This is a genomic window from Arenimonas alkanexedens (assembly GCF_054781355.1).
Genome location: NZ_BAAGUO010000003.1, coordinates 314,204 through 337,058, shown reverse-complemented (window position 1 = coordinate 337,058; position 22,855 = coordinate 314,204). Strand labels below are relative to the sequence as shown.

Below are 22,855 nucleotides of genomic sequence, written 5' to 3'. Positions count from 1 at the left end.
CCCCTGTGTAGGAGGGCCTTCAGGCCCGAAGCCTCTCGCCAAAAAGCTTCGGGCCTGAAGGCCCTCCTACAGGCGGCGGCCGGGCCGGTACAATCGGCGCCCTCATGCATGGCCTCAACCCCCCCCAGAAAGAAGCCGTCGCCTACGTCGGCGGCCCCTTGCTCGTGCTCGCCGGCGCGGGTAGCGGCAAGACGCGGGTGATCACCGAGAAGATCGCGCACCTGATCGCCACCGGGCGACACGAGGCGCGGCACATCGCCGCCATCACCTTCACCAACAAGGCCGCCCGCGAGATGCGCGATCGCGTCGCCAAGCGGGTCAAGGGCGAGGCTGCGGAAGGGCTGATGGTCACCACTTTTCATTCGCTGGGCCTGCGCTTCCTGCAGATCGAAAGCGAACGCGCCGGGCTGCGGCGTGGCTTTTCGATCTTCGACGGCGACGACCAGATGTCGATCATCAAGGACCTGGCCACGCCGGGCCTGAAGAACGACGCCCTGTATTCGCTGCAGAACCTGATCAGCGCGGCAAAGAACAATGCGCTCTCGCCCGAACAGGCCGCCGAGGCCGCGCGTTCGGCCCGCGAACGCGAAGCGGCGGGCATCTACGCGCGCTACCAGGCGCGGCTGCAGGCCTTCAATGCGGTGGATTTCGACGACCTGATCCGGCTGCCGCTGACCCTGTTGGAGGCCGATCCGGACCTGGCTGCCGGCTGGCGCGAGCGCATCCGCTACCTGCTGGTGGACGAATGCCAGGACACCAACGGGGCCCAGTACCGCCTGCTGCGGCAGCTGGCCGGCAGCAAGGGCAACATCACCTGCGTCGGCGACGACGACCAGAGCATCTACGCCTGGCGCGGCGCCCAGCCGGAGAACCTTGACCTGCTCGGCCAGGACTACCCGAACCTGAAGATCATCAAGCTCGAGCAGAACTATCGCTGCACCGGCCGCATTTTGCGCTGCGCCAACACCCTGATCGCCAAGAATCCGCACGTCCACCCCAAGCAGCTGTGGAGCCAGCACGGCGACGGCGAGCCGGTGCGGGTCTGGGGCTGCACCAACAACGAACACGAGGCCGAGCGCGTCGCCTCCGAGATCCACTACCTGCACCAGGCCAAGGAAATCCCCTGGGGTGAGTTCGCCATCCTGTTCCGCGGCAACCACCAGTCCCGGCCGCTGGAAAAAGCGCTGCAGCTGCTGCGCATTCCCTATCACCTGACCGGCGGCACCAAGTTCCTGGACCGCGCCGAGGTCAAGGACGCGCTGTGCTGGCTGCAGGTGCTGGCCAACCCCGACAACGACGCCGCCTTCCTGCGCGCGATTGCCGCGCCCAAGCGCGAGGTCGGCGCCACCACGCTGGAAAAGCTGGCGGCAATGGCGCAGCAGGCCGGACTGCCGATGTCGGTCGCCGCCGGGCAGATCGGTTTCCTGAAGCAGCTGACCCCACGCGCAGCCGCTGGCCTGGACGAGTTCAGCCGCATCGTCGATCGCCTGCGCGACGCCGCCGAGACCCTGACCCCGGCCGAACTGGTGCCGATGCTGGCCGAAAAAAGCGGGCTGCTGGCGATGGTGCGCAGCCAGTGCAAGGACGAGGCCAGCTTCCTGCGCCGCAAGGCCAATCTCGAAGAATTGGCGTCCTGGTTCGAAGGCGCCCGCGGCGGCGGTCCCGGTGAACTGGCCGCGCAGCTGGCCCTGCTGTCGAATGCCGATCGCGGCGAGCCCGGCAACGCGGTGCGCCTGATGAGCCTGCACGCGGCCAAGGGCCTGGAGTTCCGCGCGGTGTTCGTCATCGGCTGCGAGGACGGCAACCTGCCGCACGAGGCCAGCCTTGAAGAGAACCGGCTCGAGGAAGAGCGCCGCCTGATGTACGTCGGCATCACCCGCGCCAAGGAACGCCTGTACCTCTCGCACAGCGCCGAGATCAAGCGCTGGGGCAGCGTTGACCACCTGCTGCCCAGCCGCTTCCTGGACGAACTGCCCCAAGGCGATCTGCTGCGCGACGGCACCGATCCCGAACGCGAAACCGCCGAGAAGAAACAGCGCGGCCGCGCCCACATGGACGCCATCGCCGCCCTGTTCGGTCCCGACTGAGTCCCTCTTCGTCATGTGGGACCGTTAAACTGCCGGCCTCGTCGAACGGATGCCCGCCATGACCCTGACCCGAACCCTCGTCGTTTCCGTACTTGCGCTGGCCTTGGCCGCCTGTCAGACGACGGCCGTCCGCGACGCGCCGGTGCTGGCGCCGGCCCCTCCGGCACCCGACGCGCAGGCCGCCCCGGCCGCCGGCCCGGGACCAAACGACAACCTCAACGCCGTCGCCTGGATCCAGGCCTCGATCGAATACCGCCTGATCGCCGGCCAGACCTTCCGTAGCGCCCTGTATCAGCTCGATCGCGCGCTCAAGACCCCCGACTGGGACGCCCTGACCCCGGACGAACGCCTGGTGCCGGTGGCCGGCCTGCCGACGGCGGTGATCGTGGACATCGACGAGACCGTGCTCGACAACTCGCCCTACCAGGCCCGCCTGGTCCGCGACGGCGGCGCCTACGACGAAGCCACCTGGGACGCCTGGGTCCGCGAGGAAGAGGCGAAGCCGGTACCCGGCGCGCTGGCCTTCGCCCAGGCCGCCGCCGCGCGCGGCGTCACCATCTTCTACGTCAGCAACCGGGCCGCCCATCTGGCGGAGCCGACCCTGGCCAACCTGCGGGCGGCCGGCTTCCCAATCGCCTCGGCCGACCAGTTCCTGGGCTTGGGCTTCTATGTGGCCGGCTGCGAACAGGAGGGCTCCGAGAAAGGCTGCCGCCGCAAGCACGTCTCGCGCACGCATCGCGTGCTGATGCAGTTCGGCGACCAGATCGGCGACATGGTGACCCTGGTCGCCAACACCCCGGTCGGGCGCGAGGAAGCCGTGGCGCCCTACGCCGCCTGGATCGGCGAGCGCTGGTTCGTGCTGCCCAACCCCACCTACGGCAGCTGGGAGCCGGCGCTGTTCAACAACGCCTGGTCCCTGCCCGCCGACGCGCGCCGCCAGCAGAAACTGCAGGCCCTGGACTACGCCGAGTAAGCCGCCGCCCATGATTCCTGTCCGTGAACGCCTGATCTTCGCCCTCGACGTGGCCACCGCCGCCGAAGCCCGCGCCTGGGTGGACCGGCTTGGCGACAGCGTGTCCTTCTACAAGATCGGCATGGAGCTGCTCACCAGCGGCGACTACTTCCGGGTCCTGGAGGAGCTGGCGGGCCGGGGCAAGCAGGTGTTCGTGGACCTGAAATTCCACGATGTGCCGGCCACGGTGGGCGCGACGATCCGCGGCCTGGCCCGCTACCCGGTTTCACTGTGCACCATCCACGGTCAACATGACGGCATGATGCGCGCAGCTTCGCAGGAGAAGGGCGCGATAAAGCTATTGGCGGTGACCGTGCTGACTTCGATGGATCGCAGCGATCTTCGCCAATTAGGCATCGATCGTGCGCCTTCCGACGTGGTTCTGGAGCGTGCGGCCGCTGCCCGGGCGGCGGGCTGTGACGGGGTCATCGCCTCGGGCCAGGAAGCCGCGGCGCTGCGCCAGGCCAACGGCCCCGGCTTCCTGATTGTCTGCCCCGGCATTCGCCCCGCCGGGCCGGCGGGCGACGACCAGAAGCGCACCGTAGACGTCCCGCAGGCCTTTGCGGCGGGCGCCGACCATATCGTCGTGGGCCGCCCGATCCGCCAGGCCGCCGATCCGGTGGCCGCGGCCGAGGCCATCCAGGCCCAGATTGCCCAGGCTTTCCCGGGCTGAAGCGCGGCTGGCCGGAAAACCGGCCAAAGGCCAGGCCCGACGCCCCGATCTGCTAGATTCAGCGCCCCGGACACCACCGCCAGTTGCCCCTCGCAATGACGCCAAGACTGCTCCTGCGAGCCTCGCTCGCCCTGCTGATATTCACCCTGGCCCTGACCGCCTGCCGGCGCGAAGCCCCGGCCGATCAGGCGCGCGCGCCCGGCGATCCGGTCGAGGCGGTCGAGGCCATGACCGCGGCGCTGCGCCAGAACGATCTGGTTCGCTACAGCCACCTGAGCCTGCCTCCTGAGCTGCACGCCCGCAGCGCCGCTCTCTGGGACCGTCGCGTCGCAGAAGCCGAGCCGACCTCCGCCGAGGACGCCGAGCAATACGACCGGCTCATGGCCAGGCTGCTGGCCCCCGACGCCGAGGCCAGCCTGGGCCGCGACATGGAACAGCAGCTGGCCAAGCTCGAAAATGAGATCGGCGGCCAATGGCCCCTGATGCAGGCCACCGCCACTATTTTCCTCAGCGCCGCGATCCAGGCCAACACCGAACTCAGCGCCGATGAGAAGACCCACGCCACCGACGTCGCCACCCAGCTGATTGACTGGGCCGACCCGGGCCTGTTCACCGACCGCGAACGCGGCCGCCGGGCCATCGCCGTCGCGGTCGCCACCGCGCGCAGCCTGCAGCTGCCGACCCTGGCCGACGTGCGCGCGCTGCCGCGCGAAGCCGCGCTGGAAAAGGGCGGTATCGCCCTGGCGGGCACCAAAGACCTGCTGCGCATCTATGACCTCGACCTGGACACCCTGCTGGACGGCGTCGCCGTGGAGCGGCTGGCCGGCGAAGGTGACAAGGCCCGGGTCCGGGTCAGCTATCCCCTGCAGGGCAAGACCCTGGCCTTCGAGATGGACATGCAGCGCCGCGACGGCGCTTGGTATGGCGTCGCCGCGATCCGCGATGCCGAGGAAGATCTCGCCGAGGCCGGCCCGCCGGCCCTGGCGGAAGATGCCACCGGCGACGGCATCGCCCGCTGAGCTCGGAACCCTCCATGGACGCCACCCCGACCCCGGCCGCACCGCCGCCGCGCCCGACCGCGAAACCGCCGCTGTGGGCACGCTTCATGGAGAAGCTGCTGCAGCCCTGGATCGAAATCCAGCGCGAGCCGGCCACGCTGCCCTTCAATCTGGATCGGCCGATCTGCTACGTGATCGAAAACTACGGCCTGTCCAACACCCTGATTCTGGACCGCGCCTGTCGTGAGGCCGGCCTGCCCTCGCCGCTGGCGGCGCTGCCGGGCGACCCGCTCGGCCGCAAGCGCGCCTACGTGGCGCTGTCGCGCCGCCGCGCCGGCCTGTTCGGCCGCCCGAAAAACAAAAGCCATTCCGACGCACTGTCGCGCCTGCTGATGGCGCACCGCCTGTACCCGGACCAGGACGTACAGCTGGTGCCGGTCTCGATTTTCGTCGGCCGTGCGCCGGCACGACAGTCGGGCTGGTTCTCGGTGCTGTTCTCGGAAAACTGGGCGCTGGTTGGCCGCTTCCGCCGCCTGCTCGCCATCTTGCTCAATGGCCGCGACACCGTGGTGCAGTTCTCGCCCGGCGTGCGGGTCTGGGAAATCCTCAGCGAGGAGCTGGCGCACGAACGCCAGGTGCGCAAGGTCAGCCGCGTGCTGCGCGCGCACTTCAGGCGCATCAAGACCGCGGTCATCGGCCCGGACCTGTCCACCCGTCGCCTGCTGGTGGACCGCGTGCTCGACGCCGAGCCGGTGCGCAAGTCGATCGCCGACCAGGCCCGCAAGGACGGCACCGAGTACCTGGAAGCCTGGAAGAAAGCGCATCGCTTCGCCTGGGAAATAGCCGCCGACTATTCCAACCCGGTGGTTCGCTCGGCTTCGTTCGCCCTCACCGGTTTCTGGAATCGCATCTACGACGGCGTCAACGTCAACCACCTCGAAAGCCTCAAACAGGTCGCGCCGGGCCATGAAGTCGTCTACGTGCCCTGCCACCGCAGCCACATGGACTACCTGCTGCTGAGCTACCTGCTCTACAGCCGCGGCATCGTGCCGCCGCACATCGTCGCCGGCATCAACCTCAACATGCCGGTGCTCGGGCCGATCCTGCGCCGCGGCGGCGCCTTCTTCATCCGTCGCTCGATCAAGGGCAACGCGCTGTACGCCGCGGTGCTGAGCGAGTACGTGTCGCAGCTGGTGGGCGAAGGCTTCTCGCTGGAGTACTTCATCGAAGGCGGCCGTTCGCGCACCGGGCGCCTGCTGCAGCCCAAGGGCGGCATGATCGTAATGACCATCAAGGCCTTCCTGCGCGCGCCGCGGCGGCCGGTGGTGTTCCAGCCGGTCTACATCGGCTACGAGAAGCTGATCGAAGGCAAGAGCTACCTCGACGAACTGACCGGCCAGCCCAAGGAAAAGGAAACCGTCTGGGCCCTGATCAAGGCGGGCGCCGGCATCCTGCGCCAGCACTACGGCAAGGTGGCGGTGAACTTTGGTGAGCCGATCTTCCTCGATGAGGTGCTGGCCACGCATGCGCCCGACTGGCGCGAGCGCAACGCCGACCCGGACGACAAGCCGACCTGGATCAACCCCGCCGTGGCCGAAATCGCCCAGCGCATCCAGGTCAACATCAACCGCGCGGCCGACGTGAATCCGGTGAACCTGCTCGCGCTGGCCCTGCTGGCCACGCCCAAGCACGCCATGTCCGAAGCCGATTTGCTGGCGCAGCTGGCGCTGTCGAAGAAGCTGCTGGCCTCGCTGCCCTATTCCGACCGGGTCACCGTGACCGAGATGGGCCCGGCCGACATGATCGCCTACGGCGAAAAGATCGGCGTGCTGACCCGCACCGTGCACCCGCTGGGCGACGTGATCAGTGTCGAGGGTGAAACCGCGGTGCTGCAGAGCTACTTCCGTAACAACGTGCTGCACCTGTTCGCCGCCGCCAGCTGGGTCGCCCTGTGCTTCCAGAACAACCGCCGCATGAGCCGCTCCGGGCTGCTGCGTTTGGGTCGCACCATCTATCCGTTCGTGCAGGAGGAATTGTTCCTGCCCTGGACACCGGAAGTATTCGCCGAGCGACTGGACGCGACCCTGGACCTGTTCGTGGCCGAGGGCCTGCTCAGCGTCGCCAGCGAAGATGAGGGCGGCTTCCTCTCGCGCGGCCCCGGCCAGACCGACGAAGTGTTCCGCCTGCGCGTGATCTCGCACAGCCTGCAGCAGGCGTTCGAGCGCTATTTCATCGCCATCACCACCCTGGTCAAGAACGGACCGCGCACGCTCAGCGCCGGCGAGCTGGAATCGCTGTGCCAGCTCACCGCCCAGCGCCTGAGCCTGCTTTATGCACCGGCGGCGCCGGAGTTCTTCGACAAGTCGCTGTTCCGCAGCTTCATCCAGAAGCTGCGCGAGATGAAGCTGGTGTGGGTCGGCGAGAACGGCAAGCTCGATTTCGACGAGCAGCTGATGCTCTGGGAAAAGGACGCCAAGGTAGTGCTGGGACGCGACCTGCGCCACACCATTTCAAAGCTCTCGCCGGAAGCGGTGAGCCGGGCGACCGGCAGCCAGCCGGCGACGACGGCGAGCTCGGGTTCGGCCGAGGCCTGAGCCAGGCGGCTCAGGCGTCGAGGTCGGGAATCATCCGGCTTTCGAGCGCGGCGATCATGTCCTTGATCTTGAGCTTGCGCTTCTTGAGCCGCTTGATGGCGAGTTCATCGGCCTCGATGCTGGCGGCAAGGCGGCCAATCACCTCGTCAAGATCGCGATGCTCGACCTTGAGTTCGACCAGCTGCTCGGTAATCCTGGCGAGATCTTCTTCGGCCATCACCCCTCCCGTTCATCAGAGCTTACCCCCAGCCAGCCCCAAACCACCCATCCCTCCCCGGGAAACTGTAGGAGGGCCTTCAGGCCCGAAGCCCTTCGCCAAAAAGCTTCGGGCCTGAAGGCCCTCCTACAGTCCCTCCCACACGGGAAATGCGGGCCGGATAGGCCTAAAATAGCGGCCATGAACCTCCCCCTCCACGACCCGAGCCCGCGCAAGCCGGGCCTCGAGCGCCACAAGCTCGCCAAGCGCCTGCGCCGCCAGGTCGGCCAGGCGATCGCCGACTACGGAATGATCGAGGACGGCGACAAGGTGATGGTCTGCCTGTCCGGCGGCAAGGACAGCTACACGATGCTGGACATGCTTCGGCAGCTGCAGGTGAAGGCGCCAGTCCGATTCGAACTGGTGGCGGTGAACCTGGACCAGAAACAGCCCGGCTTCCCCGAACACGTGCTGCCCGACTACCTGCGTTCGATCGGCGTGGACTTCACCATCATCGAGCAGGACACCTATTCGGTGGTCAAGCGCGTGGTGCCGGAAGGCAAGACGATGTGTTCGCTGTGCTCACGGATGCGCCGCGGCGCGCTTTACCGGCACGCCAAGGAGAACGGCTTCACCAAGATCGCGCTCGGCCACCATCGCGACGACCTGGTGGCGACCTTCTTCATGAACCTTTTTTTCCACGCCAAGCTGGCCTCCATGCCGCCCAAGCTGGCCAGCGACGACGGCGAGCACGTGGTGATCCGCCCACTGATCACCTGCCGCGAAACCGATCTGATCGACTACGCCGACTGGAAGCAGTTCCCCATCATCCCCTGCACCCTGTGTGGCTCGCAGGAAAACCTGCAGCGCAAGCAGGTCGGAAGAATGCTCGCTGGCTGGGAAAATCAAAGCCCCGGCCGCATTGAAACCATCGCCAAGGCGCTCGCCGACGTGCGACCCTCCCAGCTCGCCGACGCCAGCCTGTTCGATTTTGCCGCCCTCGGCCGCCACGGCGACGCTCCGCTCCCGGACGCCCACGCCTGGCTGGCCAGCGACCCCTGACCGAAAAATCTATCTGGATTATTGATGTTCTTTCGCAACCTGACGTTTTTCCGCTTCCCGACCACCGTCGCCAAGTCCCTCGCCGAACTCGATGCCCGCCTGGAGGAATGCCGGCTCAAGCCGGTCGGTCCCTCCGAACTGATGTCGCGCGGCTTCATCCCGCCCTTCGGTCGCGATGCCGAGGCCATGAGCCATCGCAACGGCGATGCGATCTGGATCACCCTGGGCGGTGAAGACCGCCTGCTGCCCGGCGCTGTCATCAACGACGAGCTGGGCAAGCGCATCACCGCGATGGAGGAAAAAGAGGGCCGCAAGCTCGGCGGTCGCGCCCGCAAGCGGCTCAAGGAAGACCTGGTGATGGAGCTGTTGCCGCGCGCCTTCGTGCGGCCGGTGCAGACCAACGCCACCCTTGACCTCGAGCATGGCTTCATCGCCGTGGACGCGAGCTCGAAGAAATCGGCCGAGTCGGTGGTGTCCGAGCTTCGCCACGCCCTGGGCAGCTTCCCGGCCCTGCCGCTGAACGCGGAAGTGTCCGCGCGCGCCGTGCTTACCGGCTGGATCGCCGGCGAACCGCTTCCCGCCGGCCTGGTGCTGGGCGACGAATGCGAACTCAAGGACCCCATCGACGGCGGCGCGATCGTGAAGTGCCAGCGCCAGGAGCTGCTGTGCGACGAGATCAAGAAGCACCTCGAATCCGGCAAGCAGGTCAGCAAGTTGGCCTTGGTGCTCGATGACCACGTCAGCTTCGTGCTCGGCGAGGATCTGGTCGTGCGCAAGCTCAAGTTCCTCGACGGCGTGGTTGACCAGCTCGAAGGCACCGAGCGCGAGGGCCTGCACGCGGAGCTCGACGCCCGCTATGCGCTGATGTCGGGCGAGCTCAAGCGCCTGTTCGCCGTGCTCGAACCGGCGCTCAAACTAAGCGCCGCCGACGCCTGACCGAACGCAAGCCCCTGTGGGAGGGACTTCAGTCCCGAGGCTTTTCGCCAAGAAGCATCGGGACTGAAGTCCCTCCCACAAAAAGCGCTGGGCTTCGGGGCTGAAGCCCCTCCTACATTCCGTCGGGTGTCACGAACGGCTAGAGTCACGCCATGTTTTTTCGTCTTTCCCGCCCCGCACCGCCGGCCGTCGAGCTTCGCCCGCTGGCGCTGGCCGACGGCCGTGACGTGGACGTGCGCTGGGTTCGTGATCCGCGCGCGCGCCGCCTGCGGCTGATCGTGACCGAGAAAGGCGCGCGCCTGACCCTGCCGCGCGGCGTGTCCGAGCGCGCGGCGCTGTCTTTCCTGCACGAGCATCGAGACTGGCTGGCCCAACAGTTGGCGCGCCAGCCCGCGCTGGCGGAGGCCCCGCTGGTGCGGGGCGCCAGCGAACCGCTGCCACTGCGCGGCGAGGACCTGCCGCTGCTCTGGCGCGAGGGTCACTTTGCCCGCGTCAGCCTCGAGGACGAGGGCGTCGTGCTGCAGCTGCCCGAACGCGCCAGCAACGCCCAGCTCAAGGCCGCACTGCGCGATTTCTACCTGCAGCAGGCACGTCGCGACCTGGGCGCCTGGCTCCCGCGCTACCTGCCGGCCCTGCCGCGCGCCCCGCGCCAGCTCACGCTGCGGCCGCTGTCTTCGCTCTGGGGTTCGCTCAGCCCCTCGGACGAACTCAAACTTGATCTGAGCCTGGTGCTGGGCCGGCCGACCGCCTTCGAATACGTGCTGGTGCACGAACTCTGCCACCTGGTGCACGCGAACCATTCGCGCGCGTTCTGGCGCGAGGTCGAGTCCCGCTGGCCCGACTGGCGGCAGGAGCGCGACTACCTGCGCGGCGACGGCTTGGCCTTGAAGGGACGGCTAGCGCGTTTGATTTGCTGAAGGGCTGTCGCATCGAGGCCCGCCAGTCCGGAAGCCACCATGCGACCCAACCGCGCCCTGCTGTTCGCCGTCATTCTGGCCCTCGGGCTGTGCGCCTGCGGGAAGTCGCATGAGGAAACCGCTGAGGCACTGGCCGAACAGGCGCTGCAGGCGAGCACCGGCGCCGAGATCGACATTCAGGACGCGAACGGCGTCCATCGCGTCACAGCCCGCACCGAGCAGGGCGAGATGGTGCATAGCACCGGCGACAACGTGCCGCTGCCCGAAGGGTTCCCCTCGGACATCACGCTGCCGGCCGACTATCGGGTGATGTCGGTGATGACGATGGGCGACAGCACGTCCATCGTTATGCGCAGCCCGGAGCCGGTTACGGAAAATTTTTTGCGCATTCGCGAAGGCCAGGCCGCGGGCGGCTGGACGGAAACCCTGTCTATCCAAGGCGCCGACGGCTCGACGCTGGGCTTTGAAAAGGCCGGCCGCCAAGTACTGGTGAACCTGCGCGACGACCAGGAAGGCAAGTCGGTGGTGTCGCTGAGCCTGAAGGTCGCGGATTAGTCGAGCAGGAAGCGCCGCAGCGGCACCGCGACCTGCGCCGCCTGCTCCATGTGCAGGTGGTGCCCGCCCGCGATCACCTCGAGACGGCCGTCGGCCAGGCAGTCCAGGCGCTGCGTCCGCACCGCGGCGCTGAAATAGACCGGCGACGGATCCGCCGCCACCACCAGCACCGGCGCTTCGATCGCGCGAAGCATGGCCTGCACGGTGTCCTCGGTCAGGCGCAGCTGGGTGGGCAGGGTCAGGCGAGGGTCGCTGCGCCAGGCGTAGCCACCCTCGACTCGGCGCAGGTTGCGCTCGACGATCAGGCGCGCGGCAGCAGGCGTCATCTTGCTGGCGGCCAGGCGGGCGGCAAGCGCGGTGTTGACGTCGGCGATCACGCGCGGCGCGCGGGCCGCCAGAGCACGCCGAGCCGCTACCGCCTCACGCAGGCGGCTGCCGGCCGCGCCGGGGTCGCCCGCCACCGGCCCCAGGGCTTCGATCAGCGCCAGGCGCCGCACCCGCGTCGGCGCCGCAGCGGCCACGGTCCCGGCGATCGCACCGCCCATGGAATGCCCCAACAGGTCGGCTTGCTTCCAGCCCAAGGCGTCCAGGGCATCGAGCACGTCGTGGATCCAGTCGGCGAACGCGTAGTCGTGGCCGGGCGCGCGATGGGCCGACCCGCCATGGCCCGGCAAGTCCAGCGCGACCAGGTCGAACTCGCCCAGCTCGGCCCCCAGCGGCAGGAAGCTGGCGGCGTTGTCCAGCCAACCGTGCAGGCAAAGCAGGCGCGGTCCCCCGGCGGTACCGCCGCGAAGGGCCACCAGCTCACCCCGCGGCGAAGCCAGCCGGATCTCGCGCCAGCCCGCCGAGCTCATCAGTGCGGCCAGCCCTGCAGGTGCCGGCGCGCCAGGCCCGACAGCGCCGCGACGTGGCCGGGCTCTTCGTTCAATGCGCTGATGTAGTTGAGTTTCTTGCCGCCGGCGTGGCGGAAGACCTCGTCGTTCTCGACCGAGATTTCCTCCAGGGTCTCCAGGCAGTCGGCGGCGAAGCCCGGGCAGACCACGTCCACCGTGCCCAGGCCTTCCTTGCCCCACTGCTCCAGGGTCTTGTCGGTGTAGGGCTGCAGCCATTCTTCCCGACCAAAGCGCGACTGATAGGTCATGAACCAATCCTCCGGCCCCAGCTCCAGCCGGTCCGCCAGCAGCCGCGCACCGGCCTCGCAGTGGCGGGGATAGGGGTCACCCGCGCGCTCGAAGCGCTGGGGCAGGCCGTGGAAGGAAAACAGCAGGCGATCGGCGCGGCCGTGCAGGTCCCAGTGCGCGCGGATGCGCGACTCCATCGCGTCCAGCCAGCCGGCGTCGTCGTGGTAGTCGGCAATGAAACGCAGCTCGGGCACCCGGCGCCAGGTGGAAATCTCCTTGTTCACCGCATCGAGCACGGTGGCGCTGGTGCTGGCCGAATACTGCGGATATAGCGGCAGCACCAACAGCCGGGTCATGCCCTCGGCCTCGAGTTTGCGCAGCACGTCGGGGATGGACGGATTGCCGTAACGCATCGCCATGCGCACCGGCAGGTCGGGCAGGCTGTGCTGCATCGCCTGGGCCAGGCGCTGGGTGTGTACGAGCAGCGGCGAGCCGCCCTCCATCCAGATCGAGGCGTATTTCTTCGCCACCTTGCCCGAGCGCAGCGGCAGGATGATGAAGTGGAGGATCGGGCACCACAGCCAGCGGGTCAGTTCCACCACCCGGTGGTCGTGCAGGAACTGCGCCAGATAGCGCTTCACGGCCGGGCGCGTGGCGGCATCGGGCGTGCCCAGGTTCACCAGCAGCAGGGCGGTCTTGCCGGGGCCGGCGGTGGGCGGGGCGTCGCGATAGGGCGGGGTCATGTGGCGCTGTCCGTGTCAGGGGATGTCAAACTATCATCGCGCGTATGAAGACATGGCTCACGCCCGGTTCATTGCGCGAAGCCATACTCGTTTTTTCGCGACTTCCGGAGATTCTCCCATGACCCGACTGCTGGCCCCGCTCGCCGCCGCCCTCGCCCTGCTGCTCGCCTTCACCGCCCCGGTCCACGCCGGCGAGAAGGAAGACGCCAAGGCTGCCGACGCCGCCCGCGTCCTGGCCGAGATCATGCGAATTCCGGAAACGGCCGTGCCCGAGAAGATGTTCACCGATGCCTACGCCATCGCCGTCATCCCGGACGTGGTCAAGGCCGGCCTGGTGCTCGGCGGCCGTGGCGGCAAGGGTCTGATTTCGGTCCGCAGCGCGGACGGCACCTGGTCCCCGCCCAGCTTCATGAAGCTCGGCGGCGGCAGCATCGGCTTCCAGGCCGGCGTGCAGTCATCCGACATCATCCTGGTTTTCCGCAGCCCGCGCGGCGTCGACGGCATCGTCAACGGCAAGTTCACGCTCGGCGCCGACGCCAGCGTGGCCGCCGGCCCGGTCGGCCGCACCGCGCAGGCCGCGACCGATGAACAGCTCAAGGCCGAGATCTACAGCTATTCGCGCGCCCGCGGCCTGTTCGCCGGCGTCGCCCTGGACGGCACCGTGCTGCGCATCGACCACCGTGCCAACCAGCGCGCCTACGGCCCGAACACCACGCCGCGGGCGATCTTCGAGGGCCGCGCCAACACCAGCCCGGCGTCGCTGGTGGAGTTCCGCGACCGCCTGGAAGAAAACACCCTCGCCCAGTGACCGATGGCCAGCGCAGCCGCAGGCCGGCTGCGCTATCCTTCAGGCCTCGCATCAACGCAGGAATTTCCTCATGGGCAGCTTCAGCATCTGGCACTGGCTCATCGTTCTGGTCGTCGTCGTGCTGGTCTTCGGCACCAAGAAGCTCAAGGGCGTCGGCAAGGACCTGGGCGAAGGCATCCAAGGCTTCAAGGAAGGCCTGAAGGGCAAGGACGAACCGCCCTCGCAGATCGGCAGCGAGCGCCGCGACGCGCCTTCCGACGAAACCACGCGCCAGGAAAGCCAGCGCAAGGACTCCTGAGTCCCGACGCCGCGCCGGCACCTTCGCCATGTTCGATATCGGCTTCAGCGAACTGCTGATCATCGCGGTCGTGGCCTTGATCATTCTCGGACCCGAGCGCCTGCCCAAGGCGGCCCGGTTCGCCGGGCTGTGGGTGCGCAAGGCGCGAGCCCAGTGGTATTCGGTGAAATCTGAATTCGAGCGCGAGATGGCGTCCGACGAGCTCAAGCGCAGCGTCGGCAACCCGGCCCAGGACCTGCGCCGGGAAATGGATGCAGTGGGCAAGGAAATCGCCGCCGTCGGCAAAACCGCCAGCGACGGTGTCCGCGACGCCGAAGCCATTGCAAGGGCCGACGCCGACAGCGCCGTGCAGGACATCCCGCCGGCATCGGCCGAGGCCCTGCCCGCGCCTGAGGCCGCCGATTCGGCCGCGCAGCCGTTTCCCAATCCCGAAGAAGCCGAGCCGGATGAACCCGAGCCCGAGTTCTACGCCGACCCCGAGCCCTTCCGGCTCACCCCGGACGAAGTGCCGGCAGACGCCAGCCCCGACGCCCCCAAGCCCAGCGAGTCGCCCGACAAATGATGGGCCGCGACACCGCCGCCGAAGAAACCCTGATGGGCCACCTGCTGGAGCTGCGGGCGCGCCTGATGCGCGGCGTGGGGGTGGTGCTGGTGGTGTTCCTGGGCCTGATGCCCTTCGCCAGCGACCTCTACACCCGTTTCGCTGCGCCGCTGGTGGCCAAGCTGCCCAGCGGCGGCATGCTGCAGGCGATCGACGTGGCCGGCGGCTTCTTCATCCCGATCAAGCTCGCCTTCTTCGTGGCGCTGCTGGTGGCCATGCCCTGGCTGCTCTACCAGGCCTGGGCCTTCGTGGCGCCTGGCCTTTACCAGAACGAAAAACGGCTGGCGCGGCCGATCCTGCTGGCGGCCGTGCTCCTGTTCTACATCGGCTGTGCCTTCGCCTGGTTCCTGGTGCTGCCGACCGTCTTCGGCTTCCTGGCCATGCTCACGCCCGAGGGCGTGGCGATGGCGCCGGACGTGTCGCGCTACCTCGACTTCGTGCTGGTGATCCTGATGGCCTTCGGCCTGAGCTTCGAACTGCCGGTGGCCGTGGTGGTGCTGGTGGTGCTCGGCGTGGTGACCCCGACGCAGCTGCGTGAGGCGCGCGGCTACGTGGTGGTGGGCGTGTTCGTGCTGGCCGCGATCATTACCCCACCGGACGTGGTGTCGCAGCTGATGCTGGCCATTCCGATGTGCCTGCTCTACGAGCTGGGCATCATCGCCGGCGCCCTGCTGCGGCCGCGGCCCGCGGCGGAATAGGCCCGTGAATCCCCCGGCCGGCTTCTGGCGCCGCTATGCGGCCTACAGCGCCGACGCCAGCGCGATCGGCCTGCTGTCCCTGCCCCTGCTCTGGCGGCGGCTAAGCCAAGCCGCCGACGTGCTCGGTGCAGGGCTGCAGACGCTGCAGTTCCGGATCTGGGAATTGGTGGACCAGTCCCTGGCCAGCGGCGAGGAGCCGATGCAGCAAGTGGCCGCGTGGGCCAGCGATCCGGCGCTGCGCGACAGCATGAGCGCGCTGATGGGCGAACTGCTGTGGCTGACCTTGGTGGTTTCGGCGGTGCTGTTCGCCGTAGCGGCGCTGTGGTTCATCGGCTTCGAAAGCTCGCGCTGGCAGGCCAGCCCGGGCAAACGGCTGCTGGGCCTGCGGGTGACCGACGCGACCGGCCTGCGCTGCGGCCCCGGACGGATCGCCCTGCGCTTCGTCGCCGGCGTGCCCAGTTGGCTGGTGCTGCATGTTGGCCATGCGCTGGCGGCCTGGACGCCCGGCAAGCGGGCGCTGCACGACTACCTGGCCGGCACCCGGGTGGAACTGGCGCCCGGCGCGCCGGCGGCGATGCCGCGCGGCGGCCGCAGCTGGCTGTTGCTGCAGGCGGCGGCCTTCTTCGGCGCCGTCGGATTCATCGGCTTGCGCTACCTGCAGCTGCTGTTCGAGGTCACCCAGGACGGCCTGTACTAGGCCCCGGTCAGGCTTCCAGGGCGTCGGCCGGCAGGGCCGCGGGTTCGCCGAAGATATCGCGCCAGGCGTGGTAGTAGAAACCAAAGATCAGCACGTAGATCAGCAGGATCACCAGCAGGTAGACCGGCAGCACCACCACCATCGCCAGCGCGGGGCTGACCGCACTGAGCAACACCACGACCAAGCCAAGCACCACCCCCAGGATCAGCACCAGCGCGAAGCCGATCATCGCCACGGCCAGGGAGACGCCCACCAGCGGCAGCAGGTTGCGCACGGTGGCGCCAAGGCCACTACCCACCGCCGCCAAGGGGTCCCGGCCACCCAGCGAGGCCTGGGCAAAGGCCAGCATGTAGACGTGGGACAGCACGATAACCACGCCGAAGGCCACCAGCAGCCACAGCAGGAAGCTTGGCGGCAGCGGCGGCATACCGGCGACGTCCATCGTCGCGCCCGGCGGCGTCACCAGGGCGCGCGCGAACAGTTCAGCGAAGAACTCCTTGCCCGGCACCACCGTGAACAGCAGCACCAGCATCACCATGTAGCCCAACATCAGCAGCGCCGACGTCAGGATCATGCGCACCGCAAACGCGCGGTCGCGATAACCGTTGAACAGATCGCTGGCCGCCACCGGACGCCCGCTCTCGCAGTCGTGCAGCAGCCGGAACGCCGCGCCGCTGAGCGGCGGCAGCAGCACCAGGCTCAGACCGATCGTCAGGCCATAAACCACCATCAGCGCCCCCGGCGAAGACGGCAGGGCCGCTTGCGCCAGCAGCTGGACCACGGAGGGAATCATGCCCACGGCCAACATCAGGGCAAAACCGCCGAACAGCGCCCTGGGCTGCCTGCGGCCGACGTCTACCGCCTTCATCAGCCAACGGAACGGGGCAGCCATGCTTATCGAACGTGCGCTCATGCGGTTTTCCTGTTGCGGCCGCGCGCGTGCGCGACGTGGACGAATCGGCGAAGCACCCGGCGCGCCTGCGGCGCGGGCGTCACCTCGGCGATCAGCTGGCGATGGCAGGTGCCTTCCGCTGCCAGCGCATCCGCGCGTGCCTGAATGTAGCCACGCATCACCTGGGTGCTGAATTCGGGATGGAACTGCACGCCCCAGGCGGCGTCGCCCCAGCGGAATGCCTGGCAGTCGTCCTGCGCGGAGCGCGCCAGCACCTGCGCCGACGGCGGTGGCGCGAGCACGCTCTGCATATGCGTGGTCTGGGCTGCGAAGGCATCCAGGCCGGTGAACAGGGGGTCGGCCGACGGCGGCGCCGACACAGTCACCGTGCCCATCTCGCGTCCGCGCGGGTTGTAGTCCACGGTGCCACCCAGCGCATGGGCGATCAGCTGGTGGCCGTAGCAGATGCCGAACAGCGGCCGACCGGCGTGGGCCGCGTCGCGAAGCCAGTCGGCCGTGCGTTCGCTCCAGTCCAGGCGCTCGGTGACCATCGCCCCCGAGCCGGTGATCAGCACGCCGGCGAAATCGCCCGCATCAGGCAGCGCTTCGCCGTCGGAGACATGGCAATGCTGGACATCGCGGGCATGCAGGCCGGCGGCAACGCGGATCCAGTGGCCGAAGCCACCGTGCCGCCGCAGATGCGGCAGTGGCCGCCCGGTCTCGAGGATCAGGAAGGGTTTCATGGGGTGCAAGTCGGGCCGTGCCGGGGTTCGCCGCTATACTAGCGCGCTGAATCGACAGGGCGAACCCGCGATGAGCGCACCAACCTTCCAGGAACTGATCCTGAGGCTCAACCAGTATTGGGCCGACCAGGGCTGTGTCCTGATCCAGCCGCTCGACCTCGAGGTCGGCGCCGGCACCTTCCACCCCGCCACCTTCCTGCGCGCGCTCGGGCCCGAGCCCTGGAGCGCCGCCTACGTCCAGCCCTGCCGCCGCCCCAACGACGGCCGCTATGGCGAGAACCCCAACCGCCTGCAGCGCTACTACCAGTACCAGGTGGTGTTGAAGCCGAACCCGGACGATATCGTCGAGCTCTACATCGGCTCGCTCAAGGCGCTGGGCATCGACCCGCTGGTGCACGACCTGCGCTTCGTCGAAGACAACTGGGAGTCACCGACGCTCGGCGCCTGGGGCCTGGGCTGGGAAGTCTGGCTCAACGGCATGGAGGTCACCCAGTTCACCTACTTCCAGCAGGCCGGCGGCATGGAGTGCCGCCCGGTGACGGGCGAGATCACCTACGGTCTCGAGCGTCTGTGCATGTACCTGCAGAACGTGGACGATGTCTTCGACCTGGTCTGGACCCGCGGCCCGCAGGGCGTGGTGACCTACCGCGACGTCTACCACCAGAACGAAGTCGAGCAGAGCACCTACAACTTCGAACACGCCGACGTGGCCGAGCTGCTGCACCGCTTCGACGCCTGCGAGGCCGAGGCGCTGAAGCTGGTCGAACTCGGGCTGCCGCTGCCGGCCTACGAACAGGTCTGCAAGGCCTCGCATTCGTTCAACCTGCTCGATGCCCGCCGCGCCATTTCGGTGACCGAACGCCAGCGCTACATCCTGCGCGTACGCACGCTGTCACGCGCTTGCGCCGAAGCCTATTACGCCCAGCGCGAGAAGCTCGGCTTCCCCGGCCTCAAGACCAAGGAGGCCGCGAATGGCTGATTATCTGCCGCTGCTGATCGAACTGGGCACCGAGGAACTACCGCCCAAGGCATTGCCCGAGCTGGCCCAGTCCTTCTACGACGGCGTGCTCAAGGGTCTGGCCGCGCGCCGCATCGAGGTGCGCGCCGACGCCGCCGAACTGCGCGCCGGTTCGCTGTATTCGCCGCGTCGCCTGGCCGTGTTCCTGCCGGCGGTCTCCACGCAGCAACCGCAGCAGCACAGCGAAGTGCTCGGCCCCTACGCCAATATCGGCCTGGACGCCGCGGGCCAGCCGACGCCGGCACTGCTCGGCTTCGCGCAGAAGAACGGCCTGGCCTGGGAAAAGCTCGATCGCGTCACCGATGCCAAGGGCATGCGCTTCGTTGCCCGCAGCTCGCGCCCCGGTGCCGCCACCATCGACCTGCTCGCCGAGATCACCGCCGAAGCGCTCAAGGGCCTGCCGATTCCCAAGCCCATGCGCTGGGGCAGCCGCGACATCGCCTTCGTGCGGCCGGTGCATTGGCTGGTCATCCTGTTCGGCCGCAACGTCGCGCCGGGCGAAGTGCTGGGCCTGAAGGCCGACCGCATGAGCCGCGGCCATCGTTTCCACCACGGAAAATCGGTTTGGCTCAACGAAGCCGGCGAATACCTGCAGGCTCTGCGCGAAGCCTTCGTGTTGGCTGATCCGCGCGAGCGCCGCGAGCGTGTCCGCGCCGAGATCAACGCCGCCGCTCGCGAGGCCGGTGGTCAGGCCCGCGTGCCGGCCGAGCTGCTTGAGGAAGTGAACTGCCTGGTGGAATGGCCCAAGGCCATTCTGTGCAGCTTCGAGCCTGAATTCCTGCGCGTGCCGCAGGAAGCGCTGGTGTCCACCATGGAGACCAACCAGAAGTTCTTCCCGGTACTGGACGCCGACGGCAAGCTCACCGAAAAATTCATCGGCATCGCCAATCTCGACAGCAAGAACCCGGGCGAAATCCGCAAGGGCTACGAGCGCGTGATCCGTCCGCGCTTCGCCGATGCGCGGTTCTTCTTCGACGAGGATCTCAAGCAGGGCTTGGCTTCGATGGCCGAAGGCCTGGCCTCGGTGACCTACCAGCAGAAGCTGGGCAGCGTTGCCGACAAATCGGCGCGCGTGGCTGAACTCGCGGCCGCCATGGCACCGACCCTGGGCGTCGACGCTGGGCAGGCACGCCGCGCCGCCACGCTGGCCAAGGCCGACCTGCAGAGCCGGATGGTCAATGAATTCCCGGAGCTGCAGGGCACCGCCGGCCGCTACTATGCCGAGGCCGCGGGCGAGCCCGCGGCAGTGGCGCTGGCGCTCGACGAGGCCTACCAACCGCGCTTCGCCGGCGACGCCATCGCACCGTCGCCGTTGGGCCGCATTCTCGCGATCGCGGAACGCCTGGACACGCTGGCCGGCGGTTTCGCCGCAGGCCTCAAGCCGACCGGCAACAAGGATCCTTTCGCCCTGCGCCGCAACGCGCTGGGGCTGGCGCGCACGATCGTCGAGGGCGAGCTTGAGCTCGATCTGGCCGCGTTGATCGGCACCGCTTCGGCCGCGCTACCGGCCGACCTGTCGCTCGACGCCAATGAGCTGCAGGACTTCATCGTCGACCGCCTGCGCGGCTACTACGCTGACCAGGGCGTGCCGGGTACGCAGTTCGATGCGGTGGCCGATGTGCGGCCGTCGTCGCTGCTTGATTTCGACAAGCGCCTGAAGGCGATCGCCGGCTTCGCCCGGCTGCGCGAAGCCGGCTCGCTGGCCGCGGCCAACAAGCGCATCCGCAATATCCTGCGCAAGGTCGAAACGCCAATTCCGACCGCGGTTGATGCGAACCTGCTGGCCGAGCCGGCCGAACAGTCGCTTCACGGCGCGCTGGCGTCGGCGCTGGCCGATACCGACCCGATGCTGGCCGATGGTGATTATGTCGGCACGCTCAAGCGCCTGGCCGAACTGCAGGCGCCTGTCGACAATTTCTTCGACAAGGTGATGGTCATGGCCGACGACGCGGCGGTGCGCGACAACCGGCTGGCACTGCTGAAGCTGGTTGCCGATCGCTTCGCGACTGTGGCGGCGGTCGAACAGCTGTCGGCTAGCTAGACCCCGTCGACGCCATCCCGTGAGAAGGCCAGGTCGAGATGCGGCAGGAAGCCGCTGGCCTGAGCGCTGGCGAGGCGATCGCGGAAATGGAAGTCACACGCGGCGGTGCGCTCACCGAACTGCAGCCAGTTGCGGCGGTGGCCGGCGACGATGCACGCGCAGCAGGGCATGCAGCCCGACCATGCCGGTGCCATTGCCGATCAGCACCAGCGGGCGCTCGGCGCTGCCGGTCTGGTTGGCGTAGGCGACCGTCACCTCAGCCATCGGCGTGGTGGCCGTTGCCGGGTCTGCAGCGAGACATTCGGACAATCCCCGAACCGCCGCCTTTTTTCTGGCGGCGGTCCAGGTAGAGCATCCAGCCGCTGATCGTGAACAGTGGCATCAGCACGCTGGCCAGCATGAACAGCAGGCGCCCGACAACGCCGAAATAGTCGCCGCTGTGCAGCGGCAGCATGCTGGCCATCAGACGCTGGCCGAATGGCTTGGCGTCATAGCGTTCATGCCTGGCGACGGCACCCGTGCCCGGATCGATCACGAGCCGGTGGTTGGCGCGGCTATGCGCCGGATCCGGATCCTGGTAGCTGAACTCGAAGGCTTGGCCAGACGCCTCCGGCAGGCGCAGGGTCACGACGGAACGCGCGGGTACGGCGGCATCGAAGGCAGCGAATACCGCCGCTATCTGGAGCGGCTCGGCCGGCGCGTCGGCGTCTGTGGAGCGCGGCGCGTCGGTACCCGGCTTCGGCCCGCCGCGCGCCGTCGGCGCCGGCGTGCCGGTGATTGTGTACAGCCCGCTGCGATACCAGTCATAGGACCAGTACAAACCCGTCAGTGCCATCAGCAGATACGCCGCCAGCACCCAGGTGCCCACCACGGAATGAAGACGCCACAGAAAGCTGCGCCCGCGCTGCGACCAGTCCACGCTCAACCACACGCGCCAGCTTCGCCACCGGCGCGGCCAGCGCAGGTACAGGCCGGAAACACAGAAGAAAACCAGCGAAACCGTGGCCGCCCCAACGATCTGCTTGCCCACGTCCCCCGCCGCCAACCATCGGTGGATCTGCATGCTCAGGCGGAAGAGGCCCTGGCCTCGCGGCTGCGGCAGCAGCGCGCCGGTGTAGGGATCGACGTAGCGTGTTTCGCCACGCACACGGCCCCCGCCCTTGACCGCTTCAGGCGAAGGCTTGAACGTGACGCGCGCGGCCGCTTCGGCATCGGCCGACAGGAACAGCGCCTGGATCTCGCGGTCTGGCCATTGGTCGCCGATTCGCGCCAGCAGCGCGGCGGGTGCCAGCGCCAGCGGACGAGCCTCGACGGTCATCACGCCCGGGTTGATCGCCTCGAGCACTTCGTCTTCGAACGACAAAATCGCGCCCGTGACGCCGACCACCGCCAGCACCAGGCCCGCGCTGATGCCCAACAGCCAGTGCAGCTGGAATACCAAGTTCTTGAACATCAGGCGAGCCTCAGGCGTCCGACCAGCGGCGCAGCAGGTTGTGGTACACGCCGGTCAGTTGCACCAGCGCCGGATCGCCCGGCGCAGTCACGGTGAGCTGCTGGATGGCGCGGTCGAGGTCGAACAGTTCCCGGCGCTGGCCCGCGTCGCGTACGAGGCTCTGGGTCCAGAAGAAGCTGGCGATGCGTTCACCACGCGTCACCGGCGTCACTTCGTGCAGGCTGGTGCCGGGGTAGACCACCAGATCGCCCGCGGCCAGCTTCACCCGCTGGGTGCCGTAGGTGTCCTGGATCACCAGCTCGCCGCCGTCGTACTCCTCCGGATGGCTCAGGAAAAGCGTGGACGACACATCGGTGCGAACCGGAACCTGGGCGCCGTTGCCGGCACGCTCGTAGCGAATCGCGTTGTCGATGTGGAATCCAAAGGCCTGCCCGCCCGCGTAGCGATTGAACAGCGGCGGGAAGATCCTTCGCGGAAGCACGGCGCTGAAAAACAAGGCGCTGCGGCTGAGCGCGTCCAGCACGCGACCGCTCAGTTCGCGCGCAACCGGGTCAGTGTGCGGCAGCTGCGCATTGTCCTTGGCCTGCGCGGACTGATAGCCCGCGGTCAGTTTGCCGTCGGCCCAGCCAGCGCCGACCAGGTGCTGGCGGAAATGCGCGACTTCGTCGGCGCTCAATACGTTGGCTACGTGCAGCAGCATGGCTTGACTCCG

General features: G+C 68.2%; 24 protein-coding genes and 1 pseudogene. 16 read left to right on the top strand and 9 right to left on the bottom strand.

Annotation, left to right across the window (positions count from 1 at the left end):
• Positions 1-104: 104 nt before the first annotated feature.
• The 5 genes from ACYVGY_RS09555 (at position 105) to plsB (ending at position 7,364) form a co-directional block, all read left to right on the top strand.
• Positions 105-2,087 carry a UvrD-helicase domain-containing protein gene (locus ACYVGY_RS09555; RefSeq protein WP_460457258.1) on the top strand — a complete coding sequence of 661 codons (1,983 nt, stop codon included), beginning with the start codon at positions 105-107 and terminating at the stop codon, positions 2,085-2,087.
• Between the two features lie 58 nt (positions 2,088-2,145).
• The gene (locus ACYVGY_RS09550; RefSeq protein ID WP_460457257.1) at positions 2,146-3,060 is read left to right on the top strand and encodes a 5'-nucleotidase, lipoprotein e(P4) family; all 915 of its coding nucleotides are present in this window, start codon (positions 2,146-2,148) and stop codon (positions 3,058-3,060) included.
• A 10-nt stretch (positions 3,061-3,070) separates the two neighbouring features.
• On the top strand, positions 3,071-3,772 hold the full coding sequence (gene pyrF, locus ACYVGY_RS09545; protein ID WP_460457256.1) for an orotidine-5'-phosphate decarboxylase: 702 nt from the start codon (positions 3,071-3,073) through the stop codon (positions 3,770-3,772).
• 95 nt (positions 3,773-3,867) lie between these two features.
• Positions 3,868-4,791, top strand: a complete 924-nt coding sequence (locus tag ACYVGY_RS09540; RefSeq protein WP_460457255.1) for a hypothetical protein — start codon at positions 3,868-3,870, stop codon at positions 4,789-4,791.
• A gap of 14 nt (positions 4,792-4,805) precedes the next feature.
• Complete coding sequence (gene plsB / locus ACYVGY_RS09535; protein ID WP_460457254.1) at positions 4,806-7,364, top strand: glycerol-3-phosphate 1-O-acyltransferase PlsB; 2,559 nt, start codon at positions 4,806-4,808, stop codon at positions 7,362-7,364.
• 10 nt (positions 7,365-7,374) lie between these two features.
• Here the strand turns inward: plsB and ACYVGY_RS09530 are convergent, their stop codons facing one another.
• Positions 7,375-7,581, bottom strand: a complete 207-nt coding sequence (locus tag ACYVGY_RS09530; protein ID WP_460457253.1) for a YdcH family protein — start codon at positions 7,579-7,581, stop codon at positions 7,375-7,377.
• A 180-nt stretch (positions 7,582-7,761) separates the two neighbouring features.
• Here ACYVGY_RS09530 and ttcA point away from each other — a divergent pair, with 180 nt between their 5' ends.
• The 4 genes from ttcA to ACYVGY_RS09510 all read left to right on the top strand — a co-directional run bounded on the left by ttcA (position 7,762) and on the right by ACYVGY_RS09510 (position 11,030).
• Positions 7,762-8,622 (top strand): tRNA 2-thiocytidine(32) synthetase TtcA, encoded by an 861-nt coding sequence (ttcA, locus tag ACYVGY_RS09525; RefSeq protein WP_460457252.1) that lies wholly within the window; start codon positions 7,762-7,764, stop codon positions 8,620-8,622.
• 24 nt (positions 8,623-8,646) lie between these two features.
• Entirely contained in the window at positions 8,647-9,558 is a 912-nt protein-coding gene (locus ACYVGY_RS09520) for a recombination-associated protein RdgC (protein WP_460457251.1), read from the top strand.
• A gap of 152 nt (positions 9,559-9,710) precedes the next feature.
• A complete protein-coding gene (locus ACYVGY_RS09515) occupies positions 9,711-10,475 on the top strand; it encodes a M48 family metallopeptidase (RefSeq protein WP_460457250.1) in 765 nt (254 codons plus the stop codon).
• A 39-nt stretch (positions 10,476-10,514) separates the two neighbouring features.
• Positions 10,515-11,030, top strand: coding sequence for a hypothetical protein (locus ACYVGY_RS09510; protein ID WP_460457249.1), 516 nt, complete (start codon positions 10,515-10,517; stop codon positions 11,028-11,030).
• On the opposite strand, the gene ACYVGY_RS09505 is transcribed toward ACYVGY_RS09510, so the two are convergent.
• Both ACYVGY_RS09505 and hemH read right to left on the bottom strand, forming a co-directional pair.
• On the bottom strand, positions 11,027-11,884 hold the full coding sequence (locus ACYVGY_RS09505) for an alpha/beta fold hydrolase (RefSeq protein ID WP_460457248.1): 858 nt from the start codon (positions 11,882-11,884) through the stop codon (positions 11,027-11,029). The two genes, ACYVGY_RS09510 and ACYVGY_RS09505, sit on opposite strands and share 4 nt — an antisense overlap.
• Positions 11,884-12,894, bottom strand: coding sequence for a ferrochelatase (hemH, locus tag ACYVGY_RS09500; RefSeq protein WP_460457247.1), 1,011 nt, complete (start codon positions 12,892-12,894; stop codon positions 11,884-11,886). The genes ACYVGY_RS09505 and hemH overlap by 1 nt, the downstream gene beginning before the upstream one ends.
• Positions 12,895-13,012: 118 nt before the next feature.
• Between hemH and ACYVGY_RS09495 the strand changes: the two are divergent.
• The 5 genes and pseudogenes from ACYVGY_RS09495 to ACYVGY_RS09475 all read left to right on the top strand — a co-directional run.
• A pseudogene (locus tag ACYVGY_RS09495) lies at positions 13,013-13,690 on the top strand (lipid-binding SYLF domain-containing protein); the annotation flags it as partial.
• Between the two features lie 82 nt (positions 13,691-13,772).
• Positions 13,773-14,000: a Sec-independent protein translocase subunit TatA gene (tatA, locus tag ACYVGY_RS09490; RefSeq protein ID WP_460457246.1), complete on the top strand. Its 228-nt coding sequence runs from the start codon at positions 13,773-13,775 to the stop codon at positions 13,998-14,000.
• 28 nt (positions 14,001-14,028) lie between these two features.
• Complete coding sequence (gene tatB / locus ACYVGY_RS09485) at positions 14,029-14,562, top strand: Sec-independent protein translocase protein TatB (protein ID WP_460457245.1); 534 nt, start codon at positions 14,029-14,031, stop codon at positions 14,560-14,562.
• Positions 14,562-15,299 carry a twin-arginine translocase subunit TatC gene (tatC, locus tag ACYVGY_RS09480; protein WP_460457244.1) on the top strand — a complete coding sequence of 246 codons (738 nt, stop codon included), beginning with the start codon at positions 14,562-14,564 and terminating at the stop codon, positions 15,297-15,299. Before tatB ends, tatC begins: the two co-directional genes overlap by 1 nt.
• Positions 15,300-15,303: 4 nt before the next feature.
• Positions 15,304-15,996: an RDD family protein gene (locus ACYVGY_RS09475; protein WP_460457243.1), complete on the top strand. Its 693-nt coding sequence runs from the start codon at positions 15,304-15,306 to the stop codon at positions 15,994-15,996.
• Positions 15,997-16,003: 7 nt separating this feature from the next.
• Here ACYVGY_RS09475 and ACYVGY_RS09470 read toward each other — a convergent pair whose 3' ends face one another.
• On the bottom strand, positions 16,004-16,909 hold the full coding sequence (locus tag ACYVGY_RS09470) for a hypothetical protein (RefSeq protein WP_460457242.1): 906 nt from the start codon (positions 16,907-16,909) through the stop codon (positions 16,004-16,006).
• Entirely contained in the window at positions 16,906-17,631 is a 726-nt protein-coding gene (locus ACYVGY_RS09465) for a glutamine amidotransferase (RefSeq protein ID WP_460457241.1), read from the bottom strand. Before ACYVGY_RS09465 ends, ACYVGY_RS09470 begins: the two co-directional genes overlap by 4 nt.
• Before the next feature lie 70 nt (positions 17,632-17,701).
• Between ACYVGY_RS09465 and glyQ the strand changes: the two genes are divergently transcribed.
• On the top strand, positions 17,702-18,610 hold the full coding sequence (gene glyQ, locus ACYVGY_RS09460) for a glycine--tRNA ligase subunit alpha (RefSeq protein ID WP_460457240.1): 909 nt from the start codon (positions 17,702-17,704) through the stop codon (positions 18,608-18,610).
• On the top strand, positions 18,603-20,690 hold the full coding sequence (gene glyS, locus ACYVGY_RS09455) for a glycine--tRNA ligase subunit beta (protein WP_460457239.1): 2,088 nt from the start codon (positions 18,603-18,605) through the stop codon (positions 20,688-20,690). The genes glyQ and glyS overlap by 8 nt, the downstream gene beginning before the upstream one ends.
• On the opposite strand, the gene ACYVGY_RS09450 is transcribed toward glyS, so the two are convergent.
• Genes ACYVGY_RS09450 through ACYVGY_RS09435 form a run of 4 tightly spaced genes read right to left on the bottom strand, consistent with a single transcriptional unit; the run spans position 20,687 to position 22,843 of the window.
• Positions 20,687-20,860, bottom strand: a complete 174-nt coding sequence (locus ACYVGY_RS09450; RefSeq protein ID WP_460457238.1) for a hypothetical protein — start codon at positions 20,858-20,860, stop codon at positions 20,687-20,689. The two genes, glyS and ACYVGY_RS09450, sit on opposite strands and share 4 nt — an antisense overlap.
• Positions 20,802-20,954 carry a hypothetical protein gene (locus tag ACYVGY_RS09445; protein WP_460457237.1) on the bottom strand — a complete coding sequence of 51 codons (153 nt, stop codon included), beginning with the start codon at positions 20,952-20,954 and terminating at the stop codon, positions 20,802-20,804. Before ACYVGY_RS09445 ends, ACYVGY_RS09450 begins: the two co-directional genes overlap by 59 nt.
• Complete coding sequence (locus ACYVGY_RS09440; protein WP_460457236.1) at positions 20,947-22,143, bottom strand: PepSY-associated TM helix domain-containing protein; 1,197 nt, start codon at positions 22,141-22,143, stop codon at positions 20,947-20,949. The genes ACYVGY_RS09445 and ACYVGY_RS09440 overlap by 8 nt, the downstream gene beginning before the upstream one ends.
• A 10-nt stretch (positions 22,144-22,153) precedes the next feature.
• Positions 22,154-22,843: a Fe2+-dependent dioxygenase gene (locus tag ACYVGY_RS09435; protein ID WP_460457235.1), complete on the bottom strand. Its 690-nt coding sequence runs from the start codon at positions 22,841-22,843 to the stop codon at positions 22,154-22,156.
• Between the last annotated feature and the right edge of the window lie 12 nt (positions 22,844-22,855).